The sequence below is a fragment of the Parasphingorhabdus pacifica genome, assembly GCF_054779195.1.
Map to the genome: position 1 here is coordinate 328689 of NZ_BAAGYS010000014.1, position 23834 is coordinate 352522.

Sequence of the window (23834 nt, forward strand, 5' to 3'; positions counted from 1 at the left end):
CGCCCGGAAAAGCACGGACAAAAACGCCGAACGGATCCGCTGAAGGCCGCCCCGCCCGCGAATCACGAACACCAACGAGTCGAAGACCAATCACCCCACCGCACCACCACCTGATCACCATATGCAATCGGTACGACCACTTTGCGCATTCCCACGGAGGGACAGGCTGGGGACAATGCCGTCATGGACGTGGAAACCGGAGCCGCGGGCCGGATCGCTCAGCTCCGCAAACTCGCCGGATGGAGCCAACACCACCTAGCCGTGCGCGCCTTCGTCTCGACCAGCCTGGTGAAAAAGGTTGAGCAGGGCCGAACGCCGCCGAGTCCCTCTTTCGTCGCTTCCTGTGCCCGTGCTCTTGGTGTCGAAACCGCCGCGCTGTACGGGATGCACGAACTTGAATTCGTGTCCGACCGGCACGCCGAACGCGCAGGTGTCGACGAGTTGAGAGCGGCTCTGCACGCCTACGACGACCTCGAAACGTCCGAATCACCATGGTCCCCCGCAGAACTGGAGCGACAACTCGCGCAAGCGGAGAAGCTGCGGAGTTCGTTCCGCTACGAGCGGCTGTGTCAGCGAATGCCCCAACTATTGGGGCAGCTCTACGCGCGTTGTGACGCGACGGCACCCAGCACGGCGGATGGGGAGCAGGCGCGCGGGATGCTGCACGACGCCTACCGCTTGGTGGCGGCCCTCGGTGGCCACTTCGGTCAATCGGATATCGCAGTGGCAGCATCCGAACGACATGTCGCGCTCGCCCCTCAGACCGGCGATCCACTGCGGATGGCTATCTCGGCCTACCATCGTTCGACTTACTTCCTGCAGTCCGGCCACTTCGCGCGTGGCATCCGAGTTCTGGAGCGTGCCCACGAACATGTGCACCAGAGCGAAACGTCCGATCGGCACGCGGTCGCCGTGCAGCTGCATCTCCGATCCGCGATACTCGCGGCTCGTGCGGGCGACGGAGCCGGCGCCGACCAGTACATCGTCGAAGCGCGCGCGTTGGCCGACGAGCGTGTTTCACTCGCTTCGCCTTACCACAACGTCAACGCGAGCAAGCTCAACGTAGACATCCACTGGTGCGCCGTTCCGGTCGAAGGCAACGACGGGACCACTGCCATCGCCCGCGCCAAGCAGGTCGACATCGCCGACCACGAACAGCCCGAGCGCGTCGGACACCACCACATCGACATGGCCCGCGCGTGGCTGCTGCACGGCGACCGCGAAAAGGTGCTCACCGAACTCAACTCCGCCAGGAAAGCCAATCCGCAACAGACCCGACGACACCCCGCGGTGCACGAAACCGTGCGCGCACTGGCCGAAGCCGACCGGCGTGCCACCGGAACCCTCGCCGGGTTCGCGCGCTGGGCGGGCATCCGGATCTGAGACATCGTTCTTCCGGGAAAGGAGTCACCCGCACCTACGAACGGCTCCGCCGGACGCCTGCCCCCAAACGCCGGTCACCGCACCGCGATCGGCGAGTCCGCACGGTGCACGCCGAGTCCGGCCCTCCCGGCGGCGACCTCCGGGCGCAGCACCAGGTCCTCGTCGTAGTCGCCACCGTTCTGGCGGCGGAAGGCGATGGGCTCCAGGGCCGGCAGTGCGGCGACGCGTTCCCGCACGCGACGGCCCGCCTCCGCGAAATCCGTGCCGGATGCCTGGTCCGCACGGTGCACCACCAGCGGCGGCAGCACGGACATTCCCGCATACCAGAGAGTTCCGTGCTGCACACCGAACAGAACGTCGTCCACCTCGCCGTTGATCCCGCGCGGCCCCATGGTGAGTTCGGAAGCGCCCGCCGTGAGCAGGAGCATTCCGCGCTTCCCCGCCAACCGTCCCTCGCCGTAGCGGAGCGTGCGGCCGTTCTCCCGCACCCCGTAGGCGAATCCCTTGACGAAAACGCGGTCGAACCACCCTTTGAGGATGGCGGGCATGCCGTACCACCAGAGGGGAAACTGGAAGACCACGGCATCCGCCCACGCGAGCTTCTCCTGCTCCACGCGGATGTCCTCGCTCAACTCTCCCGAGGTGTACGCGCACCGGGACTCGTCACCGACGATCAGCCGCTCACGTGGATCGTGGGCGAAGTCCGCGCTGGCCACAACCGGATTCCAGCGCATGGCGTACAGATCGGACAGTCGTACCTCCTCGCCGCGCGCCCGCAGCTCGTCGATGCCCGCGTCGCGCAAGGACGCGCTGAGCGAACGCTGTTCCGGATGGGCGAATACCCACAACACCTTCATGCCGACCCCTCGAACCTCGTCTGCCGCTTCCGGCTACGAGCATCCGCCCGCCCACCGGGAACACACGAGTGGCCGGATGGACACCCTTCGAAAGAATCGGGCCACAACCTCTGTGGTCCGGACCGGGCGGCTTCCGGGCATCACCCGCTGACCGGGACCGGGATCTCGAAGTGGACGACGGGGCTGTAGTCACTGTTCTGCCGCGCGTCGTAGACCTCCTTGGCCACCCCGCGCCAGAACGACTCGGCACCCTCGATCGCCGGGTTCGTGTGCAGGTAGATCGTGTCGTATCCCGGCTCGTCGGCGATGAATCCGCACGCCATGTCGACGAGCTCGCGAGCCAGTCCGTGACGGCGGTGTTCGGGGCGGACGTACGTGCGGAAGATCTGCGCCGCGCCTTCCGCGCCGTAGCGGTCGGCGATCCACCTGGGATGCGGCGGACTCTTGGGGCCACTGGCCCGCACCGAGGCCGTGCCGACGACCTCGTCACCGAGCACGGCGACGAACAAGGCGTGGCCCGGAGTGCGGAAGTAGCTCGCCTCCATCTCGATCACGTCCGCATGCCACTCGGACACGTAGCCGTGCCCCATCACGCGGTAGAAGGTATCGAGCATCAGCGTGCGGGCGCTCTCGATGTCGGACCGGCACGCCCGCCTGACCTCGTACTCGCCGACCGCGCGGACCTCTTCCCGGGACACGTCTCCACCTCCGTAGACGAACTATTGAAAAGCACTTTCTATTGCATACTACTGGCGACAAAACGTGATCTAGGACCTGGAAGCCTTGACTCCACCCCCAGCGGCTGAAAAGTTCATGCGAAAGTTCAAGCGATGGTGCGCAGGAAGCCGGTGCGAATCCGGCACGGTCCCGCCACTGTGAGTGGAGAGCCACCTCCACCTGAGCCACTGCCGAGCACTCGGTGGGAAGGCCGGGGGTGACGTCGACCCACGAGTCAGGAGACTCGCACCGTCGTGCCGATTCGTACGGGGTCGCGGAGCCCCGGAGGAGGTACCCGTGCACTCGGACAAGTGCGTCATCATCCCGCTGACCATCCGACCGGAACGGTTCTCGGCAGCTCCACACGTCGTGTGATCCCCGCAGGCGCTGATCCTTCGCGCCCGCACTCGGCATCACCACTTCTTCCTCACGTGTGGAGACATCTGTGCCTTCTACTCCCCCACCTGCCGACCTGCGCGTCGGCGACAACCAGCTGGACCAGCTGATCGAAGCGGCCCGAGCCGACGGAAACCCGGCGGACACGACCGCCTCCGTGGCGTTCCTTACCGTGCAAGCCGCGCAGCACTCCGGCCGCCGGACCAGCTACCTCAACACGGTGCTCAGCGTGCGCATCGGAGCAGCCGTCGGATCCTGCGCCGTGGAGCCGGGGCAGATCAGCGACGACGTGGTCACCGACACCGTCGGCCGCGACATCGACGAGCTCCTCTCCCATCCCGAACGGGCCGTGCGGATGGCCGCACTCGACGCCTACCTGGCCCATCTCAGGCCACACGCCCAGCATCCGGCCGCCCGGACCGTCCGGATAGCCCCCGGAACCTCCCTGGAGAAGTCGATGGCACGGGCTCGGGCCGTCGCCCAGCTCGTCCCCGGCGGCGGCCGCGTCGCGGTGATCGGAGTGGTGAACTCGCTGCTGTCCGCACTGCGCGAGCGCGGGATCGACTACGTGCCGTGCGATCTCAAGGGCGGCCGCACCGAATGGGACGAACCCGTCCTCGAAGATCACCGGCAAGCGATCGAGCAGGCCGATGCCGTGCTCGCATCGGGGATGGTCCTGAACAACACCAGCTTCGACGACATCGTCGAGCAGTGCCGCGAACTCCGGCTGCCGCTGGTGATGTTCGCGCAGACCGGAAGCGCCGTCCTCCGCGAGCTGCTCGGCACCGACATCACCGCCCTGTCCGCCGAGCCATACCCCTTCTTCTGGCTGACCGGCGACGCCACCGACCTGCACTGCTACCGGGGTGATCGACCATGACGCTCGCCCAACAGGCGCCCGCGCGCGGCGGGCGGAAGTGCGACACGCTGCTGGATCTCATCGGTGACACCCCGGTGCTGCGAGTGGACACACCGCTGCCGCGGAGCCACCCGGGTTTCTGGGCGAAGCTCGAAGGGCTGGGCCCCGGCACGATGAAGGCTCGCGCGGCGCTGTCGATGCTGCGCGGCGCTCGGGAACGCGGTGAACTCCGCCCCGGCGGCACCATCGTGGAATCGAGCAGTGGGACCCTGGCGATCGGCCTGGCCTACGTCGGCATGGCCCTGGGGCATCCCGTGGTCATCGTCGCCGACCGGGAACTGGACCCGATGACCGCCGCCCTGCTGCGCTCCCACCGCGCACGTGTGGAGATCGTTTCCCGGCCGCACCCGGTGGGCGGCTGGCAGCGAGCACGGCTGGAACGAGTGCACGCGCTGCTCGCGGAGCTGCCCGGCGCCTACTGGCCGGACCAGTACAACAACCCGGACAACCCGGCCGGGTACCACGACGTCGGCCGGGAACTGATCGGACAGTTCGACCGCCTCGACGCGCTGGTGTGCAGCGTCGGCACCGGTGGGCACAGCGCCGGGATCGCGTCGATGCTCCGCGAGCACTGGCCGGACATCCGGATCGTGGGGGTGGACTCGGCCGGTTCGAGCGTGTTCGGCCACTCCGCCGAACGAAGGCTCATGCGCGGCCTGGGCAGCAGCATCCATCCGTCCAACGTCGCCTACCGGCACTTCGACGAGGTCCACTGGACCGGCCCGGCCGAAACCGCCGACGCTTGCCGGCGCATGGCCGCCGACGCGTTCGTCACCGGCGGTTGGAGCACCGGGGCGGCCGCGATGGTGGCCGCGTGGTGCGCGCGCGAACTCGGATCCGCCCGGGTGGCCGCGGTGTTTCCGGACGGTCCGCACCGCTACTGGGAAACCATCTACGACGACGATTTCTGCCGCAGGCACGAGCTCGTGCCCGCCGCCACCCAGCCGTCCGAAGTGGACAACATGGCCGCTTCGAAGGGATCGCGGTGGACCCGCTGCCGCGCGGTCAGCGATCCGTGCGGTCGACGTACCACCGAGCAGGGCGCGTGCCCGGTGTGCGAGGAGGAAACGAACCGATGACGAGTACGCGAGCTTTCCAGCAGCTCTCATGGCCCGCCCGACTGCTGGTCGTCAACCAGTTCGGCATCAACGTCGGCTTCTACATGTTGCTGCCGTTCCTCGCCTCCTACATGAGCCACGACCTCGGTTACGGCGCTGCGCTGATCGGCCTCGTGCTCGGCGTGCGCAATCTCAGCCAGCAGGGCATGTTCCTCGTCGGCGGGACGGCCGCGGACCGGCTCGGCTGCCGACCTATGATCATCCTCGGTTGCGGGTTGCGGGTGGTGGCGTTCGCCCTGTTCAGCTTCCTGACCTCGCTGCCCGGACTCGTCGTGGCCGTGGTCCTCACCGGGCTGGCCGGAGCGTTCTTCAACCCGGCCGTGCGCACCTACCTCATGCACGAGGCAGGCGATCACCGGGCCGAGGCGTTCGCGGTGTTCAACGTCTTCGCGCACGCGGGCACCCTCGTCGGACCGCTGATCGGGGCAGTTCTGCTGTCGGTCGACTTCCGGCTGGTGGCGCTGGTCGCCTGCATCGCGTTCGCTGTGCTCACCGTCGCCCAGGTGCTCGTGCTCCCGCATCGGGCAGTCGAGCCGCAACAGGGCGTGCTCGGCAGCTGGCGAGAAGTGGGGACGAACCGGCGATTCCTGGTGTTCACGCTGGCCCTTTCGGCCTACTTCGCCCTCTACAACCAGCTGTACTTGGCCCTGCCGCTGGAAGCTCAGCGGGTGTCGGGTGCGTCGTGGGCGATCACCGCGGTGTTCGTCGTGTCCACCGTGATCGTCGTGTTCTTCCAGGTGCGGATCACGAACTGGTGCCGTGCCCGCTGGACGTCGGGGCAGTCCATCGTCATCGGGTTGGCCTGCATGGGTTCGTCGTTCGTCCCGCTCATGGCGAGCGGACCGCTGCTGACCTCCCGCGAAACGGCCGAGCTGAGCTCCGACTGGACCGTGCTGGCCGCGTCGATGCTGCCGGTACTCGTGACGACGGCGCTGTTCACGGTGGGCCAGGCCATCACCAACCCGTTCGCGATGGAGCTGTTGCCGATCGTCGGCAGCGAGCGACTCGCCGGCACCTACTACGGGTTCTACTACCTCGTTTCCAGCTTGGTCGCCGCAGCCGTGAGCTGGCTGGTGGGAGCACTGCTGGACGAGTTCACCGATCCTGCCACTCGCTGGCTGCCATGGCTGGTTCTTTTCACCGTGGGAATCGCCGGGTCCCTGGTAACCACGGCCATGCACCGCCGCGGCCTGCTCGCCCGAAAACCGGCACCCGATCAGCAGCCCGCCGAGACCGGAGCAGAAGGAGCGAAGGCGTGAAGCAAGCGGCAGGAACAAGCGTCTGGAGCAGGCGACACCTGCTCTCCACCGCACTGGGAGTCGCGGCGTCCGTTCCGCTCGCTGCCTGCGCGGGCGGTGGAACCAACTCCGCGGACCGGCTCCGGCTCGCGTTCTCGACAGCGGGCACCAGGGAATCCCTCGATCCGCACAAGGGAACCCTGTTCGTCGACCAGGCGCGAGCGAAAGCCCTGTTCGACACGCTGGTCGGCTATGCCGACGACATGAGCGTCGTGCCACGCCTGGCCGAGTCGTGGGAAGCGGACGCCACCGGAACCCGGTGGCTGATCCGCCTTCGCCCTGCCCGATTCCACGACGGCCGCCGGGTCACCGCCGAGGACGTGCTCTACAGCTACCGGCGCATCGCCGACCCGGCCACATCGTCGGCCGCGGCCAAGAACTTCAACACCGTCGACTTCGCCGCTAGCCGGACGAGATCGGAAACCGAGCTCGAACTCGTGCTGCGCACGCCTAACTTCGAATTCCCCTCGGCGTGGGGCGCACCGTGCACCGAGATCGTTCCGGCCGGGACGACCGATTTCAGCGCTCCGGTCGGCTCCGGCCCGTTCCGCTTCGGCGAGTTCCAGCCGGGCGGAACCGCCGTCCTCACCCGATTCGACGGTCACTGGTCCGGCGCTCCGAAACCGCCCGGATTGGAGTTCGTCCCGGTCGAAGACGAATCCGCCCGCGTGTCGGCGCTCGTGTCCGGGCAGGTGCACTACGCGCACGACATCAGTGCCAACGCCGCGCGACAGCTCGGCAACGACCAGCGAACCAAACTGCTCGCCGCCACGACGGGCACGATGCAGGCGGTCGCGCTCAAGGTCGACCGCCCACCGTTCCACGACCCCAGGGTCATGAAGGCGGTGCTGCTCGGCGTCGACCGCCGAGCGCTCGTCGACATCGCCTTGAGCGGTCAGGGCGAGGTGGGCAACGACCTGTTCGGCAAAGGAATCCGGTTCTACCCCGAAGACCTGCCGCAACGCGGGCGCGACATCGACCGAGCGAAGTCGCTGCTGCGGGACGCAGGAGCGGAAGACCTCGAATTCGAGCTGCTCACCAGCAACTCCGACCCCTACTTCGAATCTGCGGCGAGCCTGATCGCCGAACAACTCGGCGAGATCGGAGCGGCTGTCACGCCCAGGGTGCGACCGTCCGAGACCTACTTCTCGGAGATCAAGAAGAAGGGCGTCGCCGCGCACACCAGAACGTCGTCGCTGCCGTTGACGACGTTCCTCGGACAGCGCATGCACGGTCAAGCGGGCTCCAACAACTACACCGGCTACCGCTCGCCGGAGTTCGACGCGCTCTACGAGACGGCACTGCGTACCGCCGACGAGTCCGAACGCGCGCGGCTGCTCGGCGAAGCGCAGCACCTCGCCCACGACGCCAGCGGCCTGCTGGTGTGGGGCTTCAGCAACTGGAACGTGGCGGTCTCCGCCGATGTCGAGGGGCTGCGCGCGGCCCCGCCAAACTCCCTGGAATGGGCCCGGTTCGACCGCGCTGTGCTGCGCTGATGTTGCGGTTCGCGTGCGTCCGCGTTTCCACCGGCGGGCTGCAGGTCGTCGTGGTGGCGGTCGCCGTGTTCTTCCTGACGTCCGCACTGCCCGGCGACAACGCCGCAGTCGTCCTCGGGGAGCACGCGACCGAGGAGCAGGTCGCCGCACTGCGCGCGCAGCTCGGCCTGGATCGTCCGTTGGGTGAGCGATTCCTCGACTGGGCGGTGGGCATCACACGGGGAGATCTCGGCACCTCCCTGCTCACCGGCGAGCCCGTCGGCGCGCAGATCGGGCTCGGCCTGGGGAACACCGCGCTGCTGGGCGCCTGCACGCTGGCACTGATCATCCCGCTGGCCGGGCTGATCGGCCTGGTCAGCGGCGTCCGGGCCGGATCGCGTATCGACCGGGTGCTGAACTCGACAGTCGTCCTGCTCAACTCGGTTCCGGAGTTCGCGCTCGGCCTGCTGCTGGTCGCACTGTTCTCCCTGCAGGCCGGGTGGCTGCCGGCCACGGCCGCGGGCCTGTCCGGATTCTCGCTCGCCGACGACCCCGCGGTTCTGGTCCTGCCCATCGCGGTGCTGGTGTGCAAGCAGTTGTGCGCGCTCGCCCGCCAAATGCGCATTGGCGTGGTCGAAGCAAACAGCACCGAGTACGCGACCCACATGCGTGTGCTGGGGATGCGTGAGCGGACCGTGCTGTTGCGGCACGTGCTGCCGAACGCGATCGGCCCGTCGGTGCAGCAGCTCGCCCGGGCGGTGGATGGCCTGCTCGGGGGTGTCGTCGTCGTGGAAGCACTGTTCGCCCTGCCAGGGGTGGGCTCCACGTTCGTCGAGGCCGTCAAAGCCCGTGACCTGCCGGTCGTGCAGGGTTGCGCGCTCGTGTTCGTCTGCACGACGGTGCTGGTCAACGTGCTCGCCGATGTGGCCTCGCGCCGGCTGGTCCCGCAACGGGAGGCGCTGGCATGAGCAAGAGGGGCTCGATAACCGCACTCGCCGGGTGGGCACTGCTGGGAGTCCCGCTGTTCGCGGCGGTGCTCGGATGGTCGTTCGCCGGGTCGACGCGATCCGAATCCGCTCCCCTCCTGCCGCCGGCGGCCGATCACGTGCTGGGCACCGATGTGCTCGGGCGGGACGTGCTGGCGCTGGCGCTCACCGGAGGGTTCTCTGTGGTGTCGTTGACCGTGCTGTCGCTGGCACTGACCTACCTCGTGGGTGTTCCGTTCGCATTGATCTCGGTCGGGCAACGCCGGCGATGGCTCGACGAGGCGATGCTGCACGGAATGGACATGCTGCTCGCGCTGCCAGGGCTGCTCGTGCTCCTGGTACTGGCCGCGACCGGCAGGCAGGGGGTGACCGCGCTCGTGCTCGCGGTTGCCACGCTGCAGCTGCCCGCGGTGGTCCGGATCGCCCGCAGCGCCGCGCTCGCTCCCGACTGCCGCACGGTCGTCGAGGCCATGATCATGCAGGGGGAATCGTGGTGGCGCATTCACCTCGTCCACACCGGACGAGCTGTGCTCGGGCCGGTGCGGGTCGACATGGGTAGTCGCCTGATCCTGGTGCTGCACCTGATGGCGTCGGCGAACTTCCTCGGTGTCGGCCTGGCACCGGCGACCAGCGACTGGGCGGTGCTCGTCGAACGCAATCGGGAAGCGCTGTTCCTCCAACCCCTGGCCGTCCTGGTGCCCGCGCTGCTGCTGGTGGCGCTGTGCACGGGAGTCAACCTCGTCGTCGACCGGACGACTGCCGACCGGAGCGTGGTGCGGACATGAGCGAACCGGTCCTCACCGCCCGCGGGCTCGGCGCCCGTGCGGGCGAGCACGTGCTGCTGGACGGCATTGACGTGGACCTAACGGCAGGGCACGTCATCGCCGTCGTCGGCCGATCCGGCAGCGGGAAGACCACCCTCGGCAGCGCCCTGCAGGGTGAGAGCGGCTCCGGTGTCGCGCTGACCGGCAGCGTCGAGCTGCACGGCACCGAACTGCTCGGCCGTACCGATGCGCGACGCCGCCGGACACGTGCCGGGAAGATCTCCTCGCTGCCGCAGCATCCCGCCGCCGTGCTCAACCCGGTGCGCCGGGTCGGGAAGGTGCTGCGCGAACTGGCGAAGTTGCGGTACGGCTCCCGGACCGAGCAGGATTCGGCAGTCGCCGAAGCGCTCCGGTCCGCACAGCTCGTACCGGACGGGGACCTGCTCCGCCGGTTTCCGCACCAGCTCTCCGGAGGCCAGCAACAGCGGGTCGCACTGGCCCAAGCGCTGATCACCCGCCCGGAGGTCGTCGTCCTCGACGAACCCACCACCGGGCTGGACACCACGACGAAGGCCGAAACCGCCGACATGCTGGCCGATCTCGTCTCGGCCGGAACAGCGCTGGTGCTGTTGACCCACGACCTGCCGCTCGCACGGCGGCTGGCGCACGAGGTGCTGGTGCTCCACGACGGCCGGGTGGTCGAGCACGGGCCGGGCACCCGGCCGCTGCACGCGCCCGCGCACGAGCACACCCGTGCGGTCCTGGCAGCCGAACCCCGGCTGGAGACGTATTCGGACGACCACTCGGACCTGCCGGACGTGGTGCTGCATACCCACCAGCTCGGCCGGACGGCCAAGAACGGCACCAGGCTGCTCGGCGATATCGACCTGACCGCGCGAGCGGGACGGTGCGCGGTCATCGTCGGACGGTCCGGAGCGGGAAAGACCACCCTCGGCCGATGCCTGGCGGGCATCTCCCGTCCACACACCGGCCGCATCGTGCTCGACGGCGTCGAGCTGGCCGCGACCGCACGGGAGCGGAGCCGCGAGCAGCGTAGACGCATCCAGTACGTGCACCAGGACGCGCGCGCGTCGTTCGACCCGCGCAGGCCTGTGACCGAGCAGGTAGCGAGAACCGCGGAATTGCTGCTGGCGTCCACCCGCGCCGAAGCCCGGCGAGATGCGGCGGGGATGTTGGCGGCGCTGGGGTTGCGGACCGAGCAGACCGACCGCCTTCCGCACGAGCTTTCCGGGGGCCAATTGCAGCGCGCCGCTCTCGCCCGCGCGCTCCTGGCCCGTCCGGCCGTGCTGATCTGCGACGAGATCACCTCGGCCCTCGACGTCGTCCATCAGGCCGAGCTGCTCGACGCCCTCGCCGCGATGAAGACCACCACGGACCTCAGCGTGGTGCTGATCAGCCACGATCTCGCGGCCGTCGCCGCCCTCGCAGACGAGGTCCACCTGCTCGACGACGGGCACCTCGTCGAATCGGCCTCGCCGGGGCGGCTACTGGCCGCACCGCGCTCCCGGGCGGCAGCCACTCTCGTGACCGCCGCCCGTGCGCACGAGAGCACCGGCCGGAGCGTCGACCCGTCAGTAGACTGACGCGTCCACTGCCTCGGTGGCCGGGCGACCCACCTCGCGTTCGGCGAAGTTCTGCTCGACCTCGGCGATCTCGGCCGCGTTCGGGATGGCGTTGTCGCAGTCCGTACCCGCGCTGGCTCCCGACATCAGGTCCGCGCACACCCCTGTTCGGCGGTCGGGCAGACCGAGGATGTGCCCGAGTTCGTGGGCGGCGACCCGGACGACGTGGTGTCCCTCGTCCATCGCCTGCCTGCCCATCCACACGGTGCCCGCGCCGAGCCCGTCCGGGCGCGCGCGGGGCCACCCGTCGTCGGCCAGCACGACGAGGTCGGCAGTGCTCCCCTCGGCGGGTTCGAACCGCACGTTGTCGACGTGGTCGTTCCACACCTGGGCACCCCGGTCGACGGCGTCCCGGAACTCCTCGGCCCGGCTCGCGTCGTAGGTGACGATGCGTACGTTCTCGGCAGCGGCCAATGCACTCGGCAGCGGCGCGCCCACCAGAACGAACAGGGCCAGTACGAGCCCTGCCAACGGTTTCCGGAGCATCGAAGCCCTCATGGTTCTTCCTCGTTTCCCTGGCATACGGCGGCGAACGGCCGTCACCGTACGAGCGGGCGAGCCGGGAAAGATCCATCAGAGGTCGTAGGTGGTCCTGAATCGCCGATTCGTCGCTGCCCGGGTTGCGCCGAACGGCCGCCGCACACCGGGAAATTTGGGGGTGCGCTGATCCGTTCGGCACAACATCCCCGCATGGTGGCGAATTCACGCCACCCCTCTGAATCGACCGTCAACCTCCTGCTCGCCCGACCGCGGCTGGGTAGGCTCCCGAGCGAATGGTCGGCATATTGGGGGAACCGTGATCGTGGACGCGTTGGAGCAGGCGTGGCGGGCGTGGGCGGAGCTGGGCGAACGGTTGCGGCAGTCCGAATGGGACTCGCCGACGCGGCTCGAAGGCTGGACCGTCAAGGACGTTTTCGCACATCACAGCGGTTTTCCCGCCGGAATCCGCTCGGGGGTCCAGGCTCCGGAGGTGACCGCGCCCACCACGCATGCCGATGCGGCCGCGCTATTGGCTTATATGCAGCAACCGGGCGGGATCGCGGACGCCACCGCGAGTGGCCTACAGCAGGAGGCCGTGGCGCTCGCGCGAAAGCGCTCCACAGCCGAACTGGTCGCGCAGTTCCGCGAGGTCGCTCCTGACGTTCTCGCGGACCTCCGGGGACGTGATCTCGAGCGCCGGGTCGATTACGGCGGTCTGGCCGTGATCACGGCGTCCGAAGCACTGCGAATCTTCCTCTTGGAGGCGGTGGTGCACTACTTCGACATGGCCGTCGCCCTCGACTTGCCGGTCCCCGGTCCGATGGCGGGCGAACCGCTGCACGCGACCGCGCGGCTGCTGGCCGAGGTCGCCGACCCTGTCGCCTTGATCGACGCGGCGACCGGGCGCGGCCAGCCCTGGGTGTTCCCCGTCCTCCGCTGAGCCGTGCCGGTTTCGACGAGCCGATGCGAGGATCCGACGAGCGAGCCGACGCGGCGTCGTGTCGTCGTGCCGTGATGCCGTCGTGCCGTGATGCCGTCGTGCCGTGGTGGCGTAGATCGACCGGTTGGCCGTCCTTCGGGAACGGTAGTGAGGTGAAGCTCATCGGCGCCCGGTAGTCGGGATCGACCGACCACTCGAAGCGCTGCAGCAGGTGGTGCAGCACGGTCTTGATCTCGGCACCGGAGAAGTGCATGCTGAGGCACTTGTGCACTCCACCGCCGAACGGTTCCCAGGCGAATCGGTGGACCTTGTCCTCGCGGCGGTGTTCGGCGAAGCGCTCCGGGTCGAACTTCTCCGGTTCCGGCCAGTACTCGTGCATGTGGTGGCTGAAGTGCGGAGTGATCGCGACCATCGTGTCGGCGGGCAGGTGGTGTCCGAGCACGTCGGTGTCCCGCACCGTCTTGCGCACGATGGTGGGCACCGGCGATACCAGCCGCAGGCACTCCTTCATGACCAGGTCGCCGTGTTCCGCAGCCCCAAGTTCGACCGGGGCGAAAGCGGGTGGGGCGGCCCCGAAGAGCTCGACGCCGCCTTCGAGCAGTGCTGCGAGCACGTGCGCACCTCGCTGACCTCGCTCTGGCGCGACCGACACTGGCAGATGTTCGACCGCGAACCGATCCCGAACTGGGTCGACGGCAGGTTCGGCGTGCTCGGCGACGCGGCGCACCCCATGCTGCAGTACCTCGCGCAGGGCGCCAACCAGGCGATCGAGGACGCGCAGGTCCTCGCCACCGAGGCGGGCCAGCACACCAGCGGCGGCGAGGTCGACTGGACCACCGAAGTGCAACGCACGGCACGTTCCTGGGGCGATCTCTGGCACGTCGACGGCATCGGCAGGTCGATGCGCAACGAGCTGTTGACCAACCGGGACATCCACGACTACCAGCACATCGACTGGCTCTACGGCCTCTGATCGAGAACACGCACACCTAGACCCACCCGGACGAGATCCGCGGTGGGCCTTTCGTGCGCGGACCGCGAGCGCGACGTTTCTCGAAGCGCGCAGGCCACCCCCCATCGCGAACACACTCGGTGACTGCTCTTTTCAGTCGACGCCGGAGACGCTAGCGTGCCGCAAAACTGACAGCGTTAGTTATCTGGCACACAGCCTCTGCCCGAAGGGTGCCTCGAACATGGCAACCACCAAGAGCGCACGAAAAGTGGCGTTCGCCAGCCTCATCGGCACGACGATCGAGTGGTACGACTTCTTCATCTACGGGACCGCGGCAGCGCTGGTGTTCAACCAGCTCTTCTTCCCCGAATTCGACCCCCTCGTCGGGACCGTGGCCGCCTTCGCCACCTTCGCCGTCGGCTTCATCGCCCGCCCCGTCGGCGGCATCCTGTTCGCGCACTTCGGCGACCGGCTCGGCCGAAAACCCATGCTCATCGCCTCGCTGATGCTGATGGGAGTCGCCACGCTCGGCATGGGATTCCTGCCCACCTACGAGACCATCGGAGTCTGGGCGCCGATCCTGCTCACGCTCATGCGCTTCGCCCAAGGCCTCGGTGTCGGCGGCGAATGGGGCGGCGCGGCGCTGATGGCCGTCGAACACGCACCGGACAACAAGCGCGGCTACTACGGCAGCTGGCCGCAGGTCGGCGTCCCCGCCGGACTGCTGCTGGGCAACCTCACCTTCTCGGTCATTTCGAGCAACGTCACCAACGAGCAGTTCATGACCTGGGGTTGGCGAGTCCCGTTCCTGTGCAGCGCCTTGCTGATCGGCCTCGGATTCCTGATCCGACTCAAGATCAGCGAAAGTCCCGTGTTCGAAGAAGCGGCGCGCAAGCAGGAACCGCAGCAGTCCAAACAGCTGCCGATCGTCGAAGTGCTGACCAAGCACCCGAGGACCGTGCTGCTGGCGGCCGGATCGTTCCTGGCCACCAACGCCACCTTCTACGTCGGCACCACGTGGATCGTCGCCTACACCACGCAGTCGCTCGACTACGAGCGCACGACGATCCTCAACGCGAACGCGTTCCTGAGCTTCGTGGACATCCCGCTGATGATCGCGTTCGGGCTGCTGTCCGACCGCATCGGCAGGCGCACGATGTCGATGACCGGGATGCTCGGGCTGGCAGCGTTCGCCATTCCGTACTTCCTGCTGGTCGACACCGGCTCACTCGTGCTGTTCATGATGGGCGGGCTCGTCGTGCAGATGTGCCGCACCGCCGTGTACGGACCGCAGTCGGCCTACTTCTCGGAGCTGTTCAGCACGCGGTTGCGCTACAGCGGGGCGTCCATCAGCTATCAGCTCGCGGCCATCCTCGGCGGCGGCATCGCGCCCATGATCTGCACCTCGCTGTACGCGGCGACGGGATCGTCGATGTCGATCGCCGCATACGTGATCGTGCTGTGCCTGATCTCGTTCGGCTGCTCCTACCTGCTGGCCGAAACCCACCGCAACCGGCTCGACGGAGAGGCTCCGCTGCCCGCGGTGAACCGGGCCCGCGATGAACCAGGGCAGCCCGCCGTGAACCAGGCCGACCCGTCCTGAGCTCTCCGACCGCCCGAGGTATCGCCTCGGGCGGTTCGGCGGACGGGTGTGCGGTCGCTCGCGGGTGAAGCCGCGCACCCGTTCGGGCCTTCGGCTCGGAATTCGACCCGGCTCGGGTGGCCGACCCAGCAGGATGTTGGCCCCACTACAGGCGGCCAGTCCCGCACAGGGAGTCGGCCCGGCAGCGGCTAGTCCAGCACGGGGACATCCTGACAGGCCGCTGCCGACCCGCCAGCGGAGTCAGCCCAAGACGGGGAGACCGATCGCGGCATCGACCGCGATCGCCACGAACAGCAGCGCCAGGTACGAGTTCGACAGGTGGAACAACGTCATCGGGTTCACCACACGTCCGCGCCGCACCCCGGCGTGCAGGCGCTGGGCCACGATCAGGAACGCCGCACCAGCCAGCACCGCACAGGCCACGTACACCCAGCTGGTCGCGGGAACCAGCAGCAACGTGCACGCCACGGTGGCCCAGCTGTAGACCAGGATCCGCGCCGACACCTGCCGCTCGGTGGCCACCACGGGCAACATCGGCACCCCGGCGCGGGCGTAGTCTTCCTTGTACTTCATCGCCAGCGACCAGAAGTGCGGCGGGGTCCAGAGGAAGACGACGGCGAACATGACCAGCGCGGGCCACTCCACCTTGCCCGCGACGGCCGCCCAGCCGATCACCACCGGCATGCAGCCGGCGGCACCGCCCCACACGATGTTCTGCGAGGTCCGGCGCTTGAGCACCAGCGTGTAGACGAACACGTAGAACAGGATCGCGGCCAGCGACAGCAGAGCCGCGAGCAGATTCGCACCGAGCGCCAGCACCGAGAACGACGCGACGCCGAGCACGATGCCGAAGACCAGCGCGTGGCGGCGTGGAACTTCGTAGCTGACCAGCGGCCGGGACTTGGTCCGATGCATCACCGCGTCGATGTCCGAGTCCGCCACGCAGTTGAGCGCGTTCGCACTACCGGCGGACATGGCGCCACCGACCAGCGTGACCGCGACCAGCCAGAGGGACGGAATGCCACGTTCGGCGAGGAACATCGCGGGGATCGTCGTCACCAGGAGCAGCTCGATGACCCTGGGTTTGGTCAGCGCGAAGTACGCCGCGAGCACCCCGCGGCGCCGACCGGGCGACTTGGCCCGGTCATCCGCTCCCCCGGTCATCCGCTCCCCCGCAAGCTCGGTGTCGGCCGTCATGAGCTCGACCCCGTCGTGGCTGCGGGCTCACCGTCGAGCGACAGACCACGGTTGCGCAGTTCGGTCCAGCGCGTCATCTTCCGTTCGGCGAAGAACGCGCCGAACGGGATCGTTCCGGCCAGCAGCACCAAGAGCATGTTCAGCACAGGTATCCGCAGTTGCACGGTCGCGATCAACGCGATGAACAGATACACGATGTAGAGGTACCCGTGACCGATGCCGATCATCGTCACCCACGAGTCGCCGAACTGCTGCGTGGACGACCCGTCCGGCCAGAAGTACTTGAGGGGCATCGCCAAGCACAGCAGGATCAGCAGCACCGCCGTCACGTAAGCCATGATCCGGTAGAAGGTCAGAACACCAGGCTTCACGACAATCCCTCAATTCCGCCTCGTGCCGAACTCGGTGGTCGTAAGACCGTACGCCACGCGCTCGTCACCTCTCCGTTTGACCTGCTCGCATAGTGGCGTCGGACACGTTTCGACGCAGCGTGCCGGCGCCTGCCGGTCGAGCCCGCCGAGCGAACGAGACCGGTCCGCACGCGCCCCCTCGGACAGGCCGTCATCCGGTGGCTCGCCCCTCCGACATCCGGTACGCCTCCGCGATCAATTCGAACGAACGCAGTTTCGCCTGCCGGTCGTACACGTTCGCCGTGACCATCAGCTCGCTCACCCCGGTGCGCTCCCGGAGCTCGTCCAGGCCTGCGCGCACCGTCCCGGGCGAGCCGTGCACCGCGTCGTCGAGCCAATTCTGGACGAAGCTGCTCTCCAACTCGTCGTACGGGTACTCGGCGGCCTCCTTCGGGCTGGGCATCCGCCCGGGATTGCCCCTGCGGAGCCGCAGCATGCTCAACGCGATGGGCCTGGCGAGTTCGAGTGCCTCCTCGTCGGTGTCGGCGGCGATGGCCTGGACCCCGATCATCGAGTACGGCTCGTCGAGCACGCTCGACGGCTCGAAGGACTGCCGATAGAGATCGAGCGCGGGCAGGGTGTTCTGCGAACTGAAGTGGTGCGCGAACGCGAACGGGAGCCCGAGCGCACCCGCGACCTGCGCGCTGAAACCGCTGGACCCCAGCAACCAGACGGAAGGGCTGGATCCGTTCGGCACCGAGTGCACGTCCGCGTAGGCGTGATCGATCGGGAACTCGTCGTTGAGGAATCCGATCAACTCGCCGAGCTGCTGGGGGAAGTCGTCGGCCGACAACGGTCCGGTGGTGCGCCGCAGCGCCCGCGCCGTGGACTGGTCGGTGCCCGGCGCACGGCCGATGCCGAGATCGATCCGCCCCGGATGCAGCGCTTCCAACGTGCCGAACTGTTCGGCGACCACCAGCGGCGCGTGGTTGGGCAGCATGACCCCACCCGACCCGAGCTGGAGGGTCCGGGTGGCGGCGGCCAGGTGTGCGAGCAGCACCGAGGGCGCGGAGCTGGCGATGCCCGGCATGCCATGGTGCTCGGCCACCCAGAACCGGTGGTAGCCCCAGCGCTCGGTGGCGCGGGCCAACTCGGTGGTGGTATTCAGCGCGTCCGACGGAGAGATGTCGGCTCCCACCGGTGCGAGATCCAGCACCGACAGCGGGACGGGCGATTCGCCGCGCGCGACGCCGCGGATCGGGTCGACTTCCGGACCCGCGCGCCCGTCACCGGGGACCCGACCCGAGGCGACCCGGCCCGCGGAGTCGGGATGGGGACGGCCCGGATTGGGACGGCCCGGATTGGAGCGGTCCGGATTGGAGCGGTCCGGATTGGAGCGGTCCGGATTGGCAGCAGTACTCATCGTCCACTTCCAACCCGCCTGTTCGCCCGGTTGTTCCTGTCCCCCGCGCCGAACGGATCACACGACACGCGCTAGCGAGCCGACCACACCCGCATGTCGCGCACCGGGCGGAGGTCGGTCCAGTTGTTCTCGATGTGCTCCAGGCATGATCGCCGACCCGTTGGCCCACAGGTGATCGTCCAGCCCGCAGGCACTTCGATCGCCGCGGGCCACAGCGAGTACTGGTCCTCCGCGTTGATCAACGCGCAGTAGCTCGCATCCGGGACCTCGAACGGGCTCAGGGCTGGATTCGGCCAGGTGGACCACCGACGCGTCGCGTCCTCGCGTCCGGCCACGGCCTGCTGATCGGCGCGGGACTGCCACCTCCGCGGGGGCAACACCGCGAACCCGTCCGAACCGGTCCCGTCCCGGGGGGCGTGCACCGCATCCCGGTACCGGGCTCGACGAACGATCTCCACCGAACCGTCCGTTCGAAGGCACGCCAGGTCACCGGAGCGGTACATCCGCCCGCCCGGCACGAACGGGTCGGCGACGAACCGTTCGGCGGTGCGCCCGCGACGCCCCAGGTAACCGCGCGCGAGCCCCTCACCCGCCACGTAGAGTTCGCCGACACCACCGGGCCTCACCGGCTGCAGGAACCCGTCGAGCACCTGCACCCGCCGATCGGATGAGCCCGGCCCGACCGGATCCGCCGCCCGCCAGCTGGTCTCGCCGTGGTCGGGTGCCACGAACGAGGCGTGCACCGTGGTCTCGGTGGCGCCGTAGGCCCGAAGCACGGCCGAGTCCGGATGCCGGACGCACCAGTCGGCCGACTCGGAGGGTTCGAAAGTCTCGCCCGCGAGCACGATCCGCCGCAGCGCCAGCTGCCGGGACAAACCCGGGTTCTGCCGATCTGCCCGGACAACCCGGGAGAACTCCGACGGCGCCTGGTTGAGGACGGTCACCTGCTCGCCGGCGAGCAGACCGAGAAGTTCCCGGGGCGAACGTGCGACCGCGTGCGGCACGATGACCAGGCGCCCTCCGGTCAACAGCGCGCCCCACAACTCCCACGCCGAGAGGTCGACGTCGTACGAATGGAGAAGGGTCCACACGTCCTCGCTTCCCGCCGACAGCCAGGACGTGGTCGCCCGTAGCAGGCGCACCGCGTTGTGCTGTGCGATCACGACCCCCTCCGGCTCCTCCAACGGTCCGGACCGGTAGAGGACGCAGGCGGCGTGGTCGACGTCGAGTGGTCCGCGCTCGCCTCCCCTCGGATCCCGTGGGGAATGCACCGAGATCGCTTCGACCGTGTCGGGATCGTCGAGGCAGACCTCGGTGATCCCGGGGTCGATTTCGGGCCGGTGCCCGGTGGCACTGATCAGGATCGACGGCTCGGCATCGCGGAGCGCGCTCGTGGACGGGCCGGGCGAACGCCGCGGACCGAGCGGCAGGTACGCGGCGCCCGCCTTCAACACGGCCAGCAGCGCCTCGACCAGTCGCGGCGAACGGGGCAGGGCCAGTGCGACCACCTGCTCGGGACCGATGCCGTGGTCGATGAGGTGGTGCGCGAGCCGGTTCGCCCGCCCGTTGAGCTCGGCATAGGTCAACTGTCGGTCGGCGCAGGTGACCGCGACGGCATCCGGGGTGCGCTCGACCTGTTCCTCGAACAGCTGCGGCAGCGTCACGTCCGTCCGCCCGGCGTCACCGAGCACGGCTGTGGGGCGGGCCGACTTCTCGCCCACCGGGTTTCCGGCTGCGCTGCTCGATCGCGATCCGTTCGGCGGATCGAGCGGTCGGGCGGACCGGGTGTCCGCCCGCGCGACGGACCGCGACAACGACACGTCGGACATCGTTCTCCGTTCACCTGCCGAGACGGCTCAGCGGGCGAACACCATGAGCGCGGAGTTCTTGTCCGGCAGGCCGACCTCGCGCTCCCGGACGAAACCCGCCTTGGCGAACGCACCGATGGAAGCACCATTGTGGACATTCGGTTCGGCCACGACGCGACGACACTCCGGGTCCGCGTCGAGCAGTCCCCGCGCCACGGTCCGCAGCAAGGACGAGCCCATTCCACGCCCGATCGCACCCTGCTCGCCGATGGCGATGTGCACGCCGAGATCGCGCGGGTGGTGCGGATAGCAACCGGCGAGCGTGTCCCGCACCACCCGGTACACCTCGAGGTAGCCGATCTGTCTGCCCCCAGCGCTGATCACGCAGGGCACGGAGTGATTCCCGTCCAGCTGGTGCATCAGCGCCTTGCGCCACTGCTCCAGCGACCAGTCCTGCTTCCAGTTGGCCGCGACGTGTTCCTCGTTCATCCAGTGGTGGACGAGCCGGACGTCGGACCCGCCGTCGTCGGCGTCCTCGATCCGGACCGGCCGAAGCGACCAGCCGTCGCCGAGACGCGGCAGCGGCACACCGGGAACGTCGGGCTCGGCGGCATCGCGCAGCGGGTTGGCGAACTCGTAGTGCACCGGTTGCGGCCGCACTTCGCCGGAGACCGACCGGTAGCGGAGGTTCGAACCGTTGAGCACCGCCAGATCGGTCAACGTCGAGCTGGACAGCCAGTGCCGCACGCGCGGTTCGGTGTGCGGATGGGTCTCGGCCAGCGCGTGGAGCCTGCGGGAAAGCACTCGCAGCGCGTCGGCCTCGTTGACCACACCGCGCCGCCCGAGCACGCCGATGGCGGCCAGTCCCCGGCGGGTCAATAGATCCGCGGTCGCCTTCTCGGGTGAAGCTTCGAGGGTGTTCAGCGCAGGAAGCAGCGAGCCCTCCACATGCGAAACCAGCCAGCGCTCGGCCTCTTCCGGTCCGGTCACGGCCTCGGCCATCGCGCGGATGTCGGCTTCCCAACCGAGTGGGTCGACTTCCCCGGTCGGCAACGACCGCAAGACCCAGTCCAGCAGCGAATCGGCAGTAGCCGAATTGATCGGCGCGTCGGCCTCAGCTCGCGCCCGCGCATCCTGCGAGATCGCGGCGGCGATCACGCCCGGATCGGCGAGCGCCATGGGGCTGTCCGTGGAGTCGAGGACGTGGATCACGCCGAAACCGTGCGCACCGGTCGGTGAGTGGTAAGTGACCTCGGTGCGCAGGCGCAACGGCCCCACCTGCAACCGCAACGCCCCCGTTCTGACCGGGGTGTGCGTTTCGGCCAGCCACCTCCGAAGCAACACCGCTGAACGCAGGTGTGCCTGCTCGGCCAGGTCCGCTTCCCTCGTCACTCGATTCGCTCCATCCACCTCGGGTAAGCCGACCCTAACCGGGTGCGAATCACACGACGAGAGTGCTTCGAAACACACCTGACGGACTGCCGTTCGGGCGCTTGGCCAACTGCGAAAACGCTCGACCGCGCAACGCGGTCAATCCATTGTGGAACCGCGTGGTGGAACGGGTTCGCATCGCGTGGTGGCGGGTCGCCTCCCACCCACCGCGAATCGATCACCCGTCCGGCCAGCAGGAAAAACGATCACTACCTGATCAGGTGGCCACGAACATCGTCCACCCGGCGAGCCGGTGACAACCCGCTTACTCTTCGAATCGCGAGCCTCGCCGCCCGGAGAGGAGTATCCCCATGGAAGACGCCGATACCGTCGTTCCGCTCCGGCCAGGATTCGACATCCAGGTCAGAGGATTCAACCGCGGTCAGGTCATGGACCACGTCGAGCAGCTGGAAAACCAGCTCAAGCTCGTCACCATCGATCGAAACGAAGCTGCCCAACTCAACGCCGACCTTCGCAAGTTGTGCGAGGACACCCGGCACGACCTCGCCGAAGCAGAAGAGCGCCTCCGGAGCATCGAGTCGTCCGACACCGGACTCCCGGCGGCCTCCCAGCGGGTCCAGAACATGCTGGCCATCGCGGAAGAAGAAGTGCAGTCGCTGCGGGACACCGCGAAGCGACAGGCGGAGACCATCCGCGGCAGCGCCGAAACCGAGGCCGGAGAGCTCCTGTCCGAGGCCGAGCGTGCCGCCGAGGAGATCCGCGCCGACTGCGCCCAGCTGCTGGAACGCGTGGAGGCCCGGAACGACGAAGTCCGCCGAGAGCACGCGCAAGCCCTGAAGGATCTGCGGGAACGCGATCAGCGCCTGCGCCATTCGATCCGCGACGCCTACAAGCGGGCAATGGACATCGCCCAGCAGGAAACCGACCAGATGCTCGCGCAAACCCGCGAGCAATGCGCGGAACTGCGCACCGACACCGAACGGCGCAGGCGTGAGGCGTTCGCCGAGATCCGGTCCCAGCAGGAGAACGTGACGACTCTGCGCATGGCCGTGGTCTCCGCGATGGAGCAGGTGCGGGAATCGCTGGAGACGTCTTCCGCCGGGTTGCACGACCAGGTGGAAGAGGCGGGCGATCCGCTCATTTCCACCGAAGCACAGCACCACCAGGTGCCGGAGCAGCTGCGGGAGGAATCCATTCCACAGCAGCGGGAGAACGTGCAGACGTTCACGTTCCCACTGGACGCGCTCGATCCGAACGGTGCTCCGCGAGCAGCCGAGGACCACGACACCGTGCAACGGACCTGATCAGGAGGATTTGGCGTGAACCCGGTTCTGCTCATCATCGTCACGGCTCTCGCCCTGACGGTCCTGATATTCGTCTCCACGCTGCTCCGCCGACCATCAACTCGACGACGGGCCAAGCACGCACTGGGCAAGTCGGCCGGAACAGCACCCGCGCACGGTACGAGTGCCGTTCCGGCCGGTGCGGCCGCCGAACCGGAAGCGCCGGGGCGGACCCGCGAAACCGACGACGAACCCCCCACCGAGCCCGAGCTGCCCATCGCGGCGGCCGCCGGCCTGCCCGGCCTGCCTTCGAATCTGTTCGAACGCCGCTACGCAGGCAAGTTCGCCCGCCTCCGCAGGCGGACCGAGCGACTGCGCTCGGCAGTGCCGAAAACGTAGCTCCACCGGCATCGAACCCAGCTCCACCGGCATCCTCGCCGCCCTGGTCAGCCTCGCTTCGTCGGGAGGCTGACCAGTTCTCGTTCGGCCGTACCCACCGCTCAGGCACGCTGCCCACCGCACACCCGCTCGACAGCCCTCGAGGATCACGTCGTTGAGCGTTGGGAACCTCGCCTCCGGTGGGTCTGCGCGCGATTCTGTCGCGTAGCAATACGACGGCGGCCTCGGCCAGCGCGCCTCACACCCTTCGTGAACAGTCCGAAGTGGATCGGTCGCGCTCCGAGTTCGACGCGCTCCGGCCTGGAGACGAGTTCCGCGCGGGTGCGCACGACGAGCGGCCCGACGCCGGGTGAACCGGACGATCGTGACGTGCCCGGCGAGAAGGACCGACACGACGCAGCGGACCGCGGCAGCCCGCCCATCACCCCCGCGCGGTGCTTCTGCTTCGATG

At 68.4% G+C, this 23834-nt stretch carries 21 protein-coding genes, 1 pseudogene and 1 riboswitch; of the genes and pseudogenes, 13 read left to right on the top strand and 9 right to left on the bottom strand.

Annotated features, from left to right (window positions below; genetic code table 11):
- Nucleotides 1-183: 183 nt before the first annotated feature.
- Nucleotides 184-1383, top strand: a complete 1200-nt coding sequence (locus tag ACYVAN_RS21700) for a helix-turn-helix domain-containing protein (protein ID WP_460962489.1) — start codon at nt 184-186, stop codon at nt 1381-1383.
- A gap of 74 nt (nt 1384-1457) precedes the next feature.
- Here ACYVAN_RS21700 and ACYVAN_RS21705 read toward each other — a convergent pair whose 3' ends face one another.
- Nucleotides 1458-2240, bottom strand: coding sequence for an NAD(P)H-dependent oxidoreductase (locus tag ACYVAN_RS21705; RefSeq protein WP_460962491.1), 783 nt, complete (start codon nt 2238-2240; stop codon nt 1458-1460).
- 140 nt (nt 2241-2380) lie between these two features.
- Nucleotides 2381-2938, bottom strand: coding sequence for a GNAT family N-acetyltransferase (locus tag ACYVAN_RS21710; protein WP_460962492.1), 558 nt, complete (start codon nt 2936-2938; stop codon nt 2381-2383).
- A 118-nt stretch (nt 2939-3056) separates the two neighbouring features.
- Nucleotides 3057-3223: riboswitch (cobalamin riboswitch) on the top strand.
- 179 nt (nt 3224-3402) lie between these two features.
- On the opposite strand from ACYVAN_RS21710, the gene ACYVAN_RS21715 reads away from it, so the two are divergent.
- Genes ACYVAN_RS21715 through ACYVAN_RS21745 form a run of 7 tightly spaced genes read left to right on the top strand, consistent with a single transcriptional unit; the run spans nt 3403 to nt 11517 of the window.
- Nucleotides 3403-4233, top strand: coding sequence for a Rossmann-like domain-containing protein (locus ACYVAN_RS21715; RefSeq protein ID WP_460962494.1), 831 nt, complete (start codon nt 3403-3405; stop codon nt 4231-4233).
- Complete coding sequence (locus ACYVAN_RS21720; RefSeq protein ID WP_460962496.1) at nt 4230-5351, top strand: PLP-dependent cysteine synthase family protein; 1122 nt, start codon at nt 4230-4232, stop codon at nt 5349-5351. Before ACYVAN_RS21715 ends, ACYVAN_RS21720 begins: the two co-directional genes overlap by 4 nt.
- Nucleotides 5348-6649 carry an MFS transporter gene (locus ACYVAN_RS21725; protein ID WP_460962498.1) on the top strand — a complete coding sequence of 434 codons (1302 nt, stop codon included), beginning with the start codon at nt 5348-5350 and terminating at the stop codon, nt 6647-6649. Before ACYVAN_RS21720 ends, ACYVAN_RS21725 begins: the two co-directional genes overlap by 4 nt.
- Nucleotides 6646-8184 carry an ABC transporter substrate-binding protein gene (locus tag ACYVAN_RS21730; protein WP_460962500.1) on the top strand — a complete coding sequence of 513 codons (1539 nt, stop codon included), beginning with the start codon at nt 6646-6648 and terminating at the stop codon, nt 8182-8184. The genes ACYVAN_RS21725 and ACYVAN_RS21730 overlap by 4 nt, the downstream gene beginning before the upstream one ends.
- The gene (locus ACYVAN_RS21735) at nt 8184-9131 is read left to right on the top strand and encodes an ABC transporter permease (RefSeq protein ID WP_460962502.1); all 948 of its coding nucleotides are present in this window, start codon (nt 8184-8186) and stop codon (nt 9129-9131) included. The genes ACYVAN_RS21730 and ACYVAN_RS21735 overlap by 1 nt, the downstream gene beginning before the upstream one ends.
- On the top strand, nt 9128-9934 hold the full coding sequence (locus ACYVAN_RS21740; RefSeq protein WP_460962504.1) for an ABC transporter permease subunit: 807 nt from the start codon (nt 9128-9130) through the stop codon (nt 9932-9934). The genes ACYVAN_RS21735 and ACYVAN_RS21740 overlap by 4 nt, the downstream gene beginning before the upstream one ends.
- Nucleotides 9931-11517 carry an ABC transporter ATP-binding protein gene (locus ACYVAN_RS21745; protein WP_460962506.1) on the top strand — a complete coding sequence of 529 codons (1587 nt, stop codon included), beginning with the start codon at nt 9931-9933 and terminating at the stop codon, nt 11515-11517. Before ACYVAN_RS21740 ends, ACYVAN_RS21745 begins: the two co-directional genes overlap by 4 nt.
- On the opposite strand, the gene ACYVAN_RS21750 is transcribed toward ACYVAN_RS21745, so the two are convergent.
- A complete protein-coding gene (locus tag ACYVAN_RS21750) occupies nt 11506-12054 on the bottom strand; it encodes a snapalysin family zinc-dependent metalloprotease (RefSeq protein WP_460962508.1) in 549 nt (182 codons plus the stop codon). The genes ACYVAN_RS21745 and ACYVAN_RS21750 overlap by 12 nt on opposite strands.
- Before the next feature lie 304 nt (nt 12055-12358).
- On the opposite strand from ACYVAN_RS21750, the gene ACYVAN_RS21755 reads away from it, so the two are divergent.
- Nucleotides 12359-12976, top strand: a complete 618-nt coding sequence (locus tag ACYVAN_RS21755) for a maleylpyruvate isomerase N-terminal domain-containing protein (RefSeq protein ID WP_460962510.1) — start codon at nt 12359-12361, stop codon at nt 12974-12976.
- A gap of 211 nt (nt 12977-13187) precedes the next feature.
- On the opposite strand, the pseudogene ACYVAN_RS21760 reads toward ACYVAN_RS21755, so the two are convergent.
- Nucleotides 13188-13487, bottom strand: a pseudogene (locus tag ACYVAN_RS21760) (cytochrome P450); the annotation flags it as partial.
- A gap of 102 nt (nt 13488-13589) precedes the next feature.
- On the opposite strand from ACYVAN_RS21760, the gene ACYVAN_RS21765 reads away from it, so the two are divergent.
- Nucleotides 13590-13949, top strand: coding sequence for an FAD-dependent monooxygenase (locus ACYVAN_RS21765; RefSeq protein ID WP_460962512.1), 360 nt, complete (start codon nt 13590-13592; stop codon nt 13947-13949).
- Between the two features lie 220 nt (nt 13950-14169).
- Nucleotides 14170-15531 (top strand): MFS transporter, encoded by a 1362-nt coding sequence (locus tag ACYVAN_RS21770; protein ID WP_460962514.1) that lies wholly within the window; start codon nt 14170-14172, stop codon nt 15529-15531.
- Nucleotides 15532-15771: 240 nt separating this feature from the next.
- Here the strand turns inward: ACYVAN_RS21770 and ACYVAN_RS21775 are convergent, their stop codons facing one another.
- The 5 genes from ACYVAN_RS21775 to ACYVAN_RS21795 form a co-directional block, all read right to left on the bottom strand.
- Nucleotides 15772-16728 (bottom strand): heme o synthase, encoded by a 957-nt coding sequence (locus ACYVAN_RS21775; RefSeq protein ID WP_460962516.1) that lies wholly within the window; start codon nt 16726-16728, stop codon nt 15772-15774.
- Entirely contained in the window at nt 16725-17099 is a 375-nt protein-coding gene (locus ACYVAN_RS21780) for a DUF3817 domain-containing protein (protein ID WP_460962518.1), read from the bottom strand. Before ACYVAN_RS21780 ends, ACYVAN_RS21775 begins: the two co-directional genes overlap by 4 nt.
- Nucleotides 17100-17289: 190 nt before the next feature.
- Complete coding sequence (locus ACYVAN_RS21785; protein WP_460962520.1) at nt 17290-18501, bottom strand: LLM class flavin-dependent oxidoreductase; 1212 nt, start codon at nt 18499-18501, stop codon at nt 17290-17292.
- 71 nt (nt 18502-18572) lie between these two features.
- Nucleotides 18573-20330 (bottom strand): AMP-binding protein, encoded by a 1758-nt coding sequence (locus ACYVAN_RS21790; protein ID WP_460962522.1) that lies wholly within the window; start codon nt 20328-20330, stop codon nt 18573-18575.
- Between the two features lie 27 nt (nt 20331-20357).
- Nucleotides 20358-21701: a GNAT family N-acetyltransferase gene (locus tag ACYVAN_RS21795; RefSeq protein ID WP_460962524.1), complete on the bottom strand. Its 1344-nt coding sequence runs from the start codon at nt 21699-21701 to the stop codon at nt 20358-20360.
- Nucleotides 21702-22051: 350 nt separating this feature from the next.
- Between ACYVAN_RS21795 and ACYVAN_RS21800 the strand changes: the two genes are divergently transcribed.
- A complete protein-coding gene (locus ACYVAN_RS21800; RefSeq protein ID WP_460962526.1) occupies nt 22052-23005 on the top strand; it encodes a hypothetical protein in 954 nt (317 codons plus the stop codon).
- A 15-nt stretch (nt 23006-23020) separates the two neighbouring features.
- Nucleotides 23021-23383 carry a hypothetical protein gene (locus ACYVAN_RS21805; RefSeq protein ID WP_460962528.1) on the top strand — a complete coding sequence of 121 codons (363 nt, stop codon included), beginning with the start codon at nt 23021-23023 and terminating at the stop codon, nt 23381-23383.
- The last annotated feature ends 451 nt before the right edge of the window (nt 23384-23834 follow it).

Excerpts from the sequence above, each read along its gene's own strand:
- ACYVAN_RS21700 (WP_460962489.1), top strand. The coding sequence starts at position 184 with ATGGACGTGGAAACCGGAGCCGCGGGCCGGATCGCTCAGCTCCGCAAA.
- ACYVAN_RS21705 (WP_460962491.1), bottom strand. The coding sequence starts at position 2,240 with ATGAAGGTGTTGTGGGTATTCGCCCATCCGGAACAGCGTTCGCTCAGC.
- ACYVAN_RS21720 (WP_460962496.1), top strand. The coding sequence starts at position 4,230 with ATGACGCTCGCCCAACAGGCGCCCGCGCGCGGCGGGCGGAAGTGCGAC.
- ACYVAN_RS21725 (WP_460962498.1), top strand. The coding sequence starts at position 5,348 with ATGACGAGTACGCGAGCTTTCCAGCAGCTCTCATGGCCCGCCCGACTG.
- ACYVAN_RS21735 (WP_460962502.1), top strand. The coding sequence starts at position 8,184 with ATGTTGCGGTTCGCGTGCGTCCGCGTTTCCACCGGCGGGCTGCAGGTC.
- ACYVAN_RS21740 (WP_460962504.1), top strand. The coding sequence starts at position 9,128 with ATGAGCAAGAGGGGCTCGATAACCGCACTCGCCGGGTGGGCACTGCTG.
- ACYVAN_RS21745 (WP_460962506.1), top strand. The coding sequence starts at position 9,931 with ATGAGCGAACCGGTCCTCACCGCCCGCGGGCTCGGCGCCCGTGCGGGC.
- ACYVAN_RS21750 (WP_460962508.1), bottom strand. The coding sequence starts at position 12,054 with ATGAGGGCTTCGATGCTCCGGAAACCGTTGGCAGGGCTCGTACTGGCC.
- ACYVAN_RS21770 (WP_460962514.1), top strand. The coding sequence starts at position 14,170 with ATGGCAACCACCAAGAGCGCACGAAAAGTGGCGTTCGCCAGCCTCATC.
- ACYVAN_RS21775 (WP_460962516.1), bottom strand. The coding sequence starts at position 16,728 with ATGACGGCCGACACCGAGCTTGCGGGGGAGCGGATGACCGGGGGAGCG.
- ACYVAN_RS21785 (WP_460962520.1), bottom strand. The coding sequence starts at position 18,501 with ATGAGTACTGCTGCCAATCCGGACCGCTCCAATCCGGACCGCTCCAAT.
- ACYVAN_RS21790 (WP_460962522.1), bottom strand. The coding sequence starts at position 20,330 with ATGTCCGACGTGTCGTTGTCGCGGTCCGTCGCGCGGGCGGACACCCGG.
- ACYVAN_RS21800 (WP_460962526.1), top strand. The coding sequence starts at position 22,052 with ATGGAAGACGCCGATACCGTCGTTCCGCTCCGGCCAGGATTCGACATC.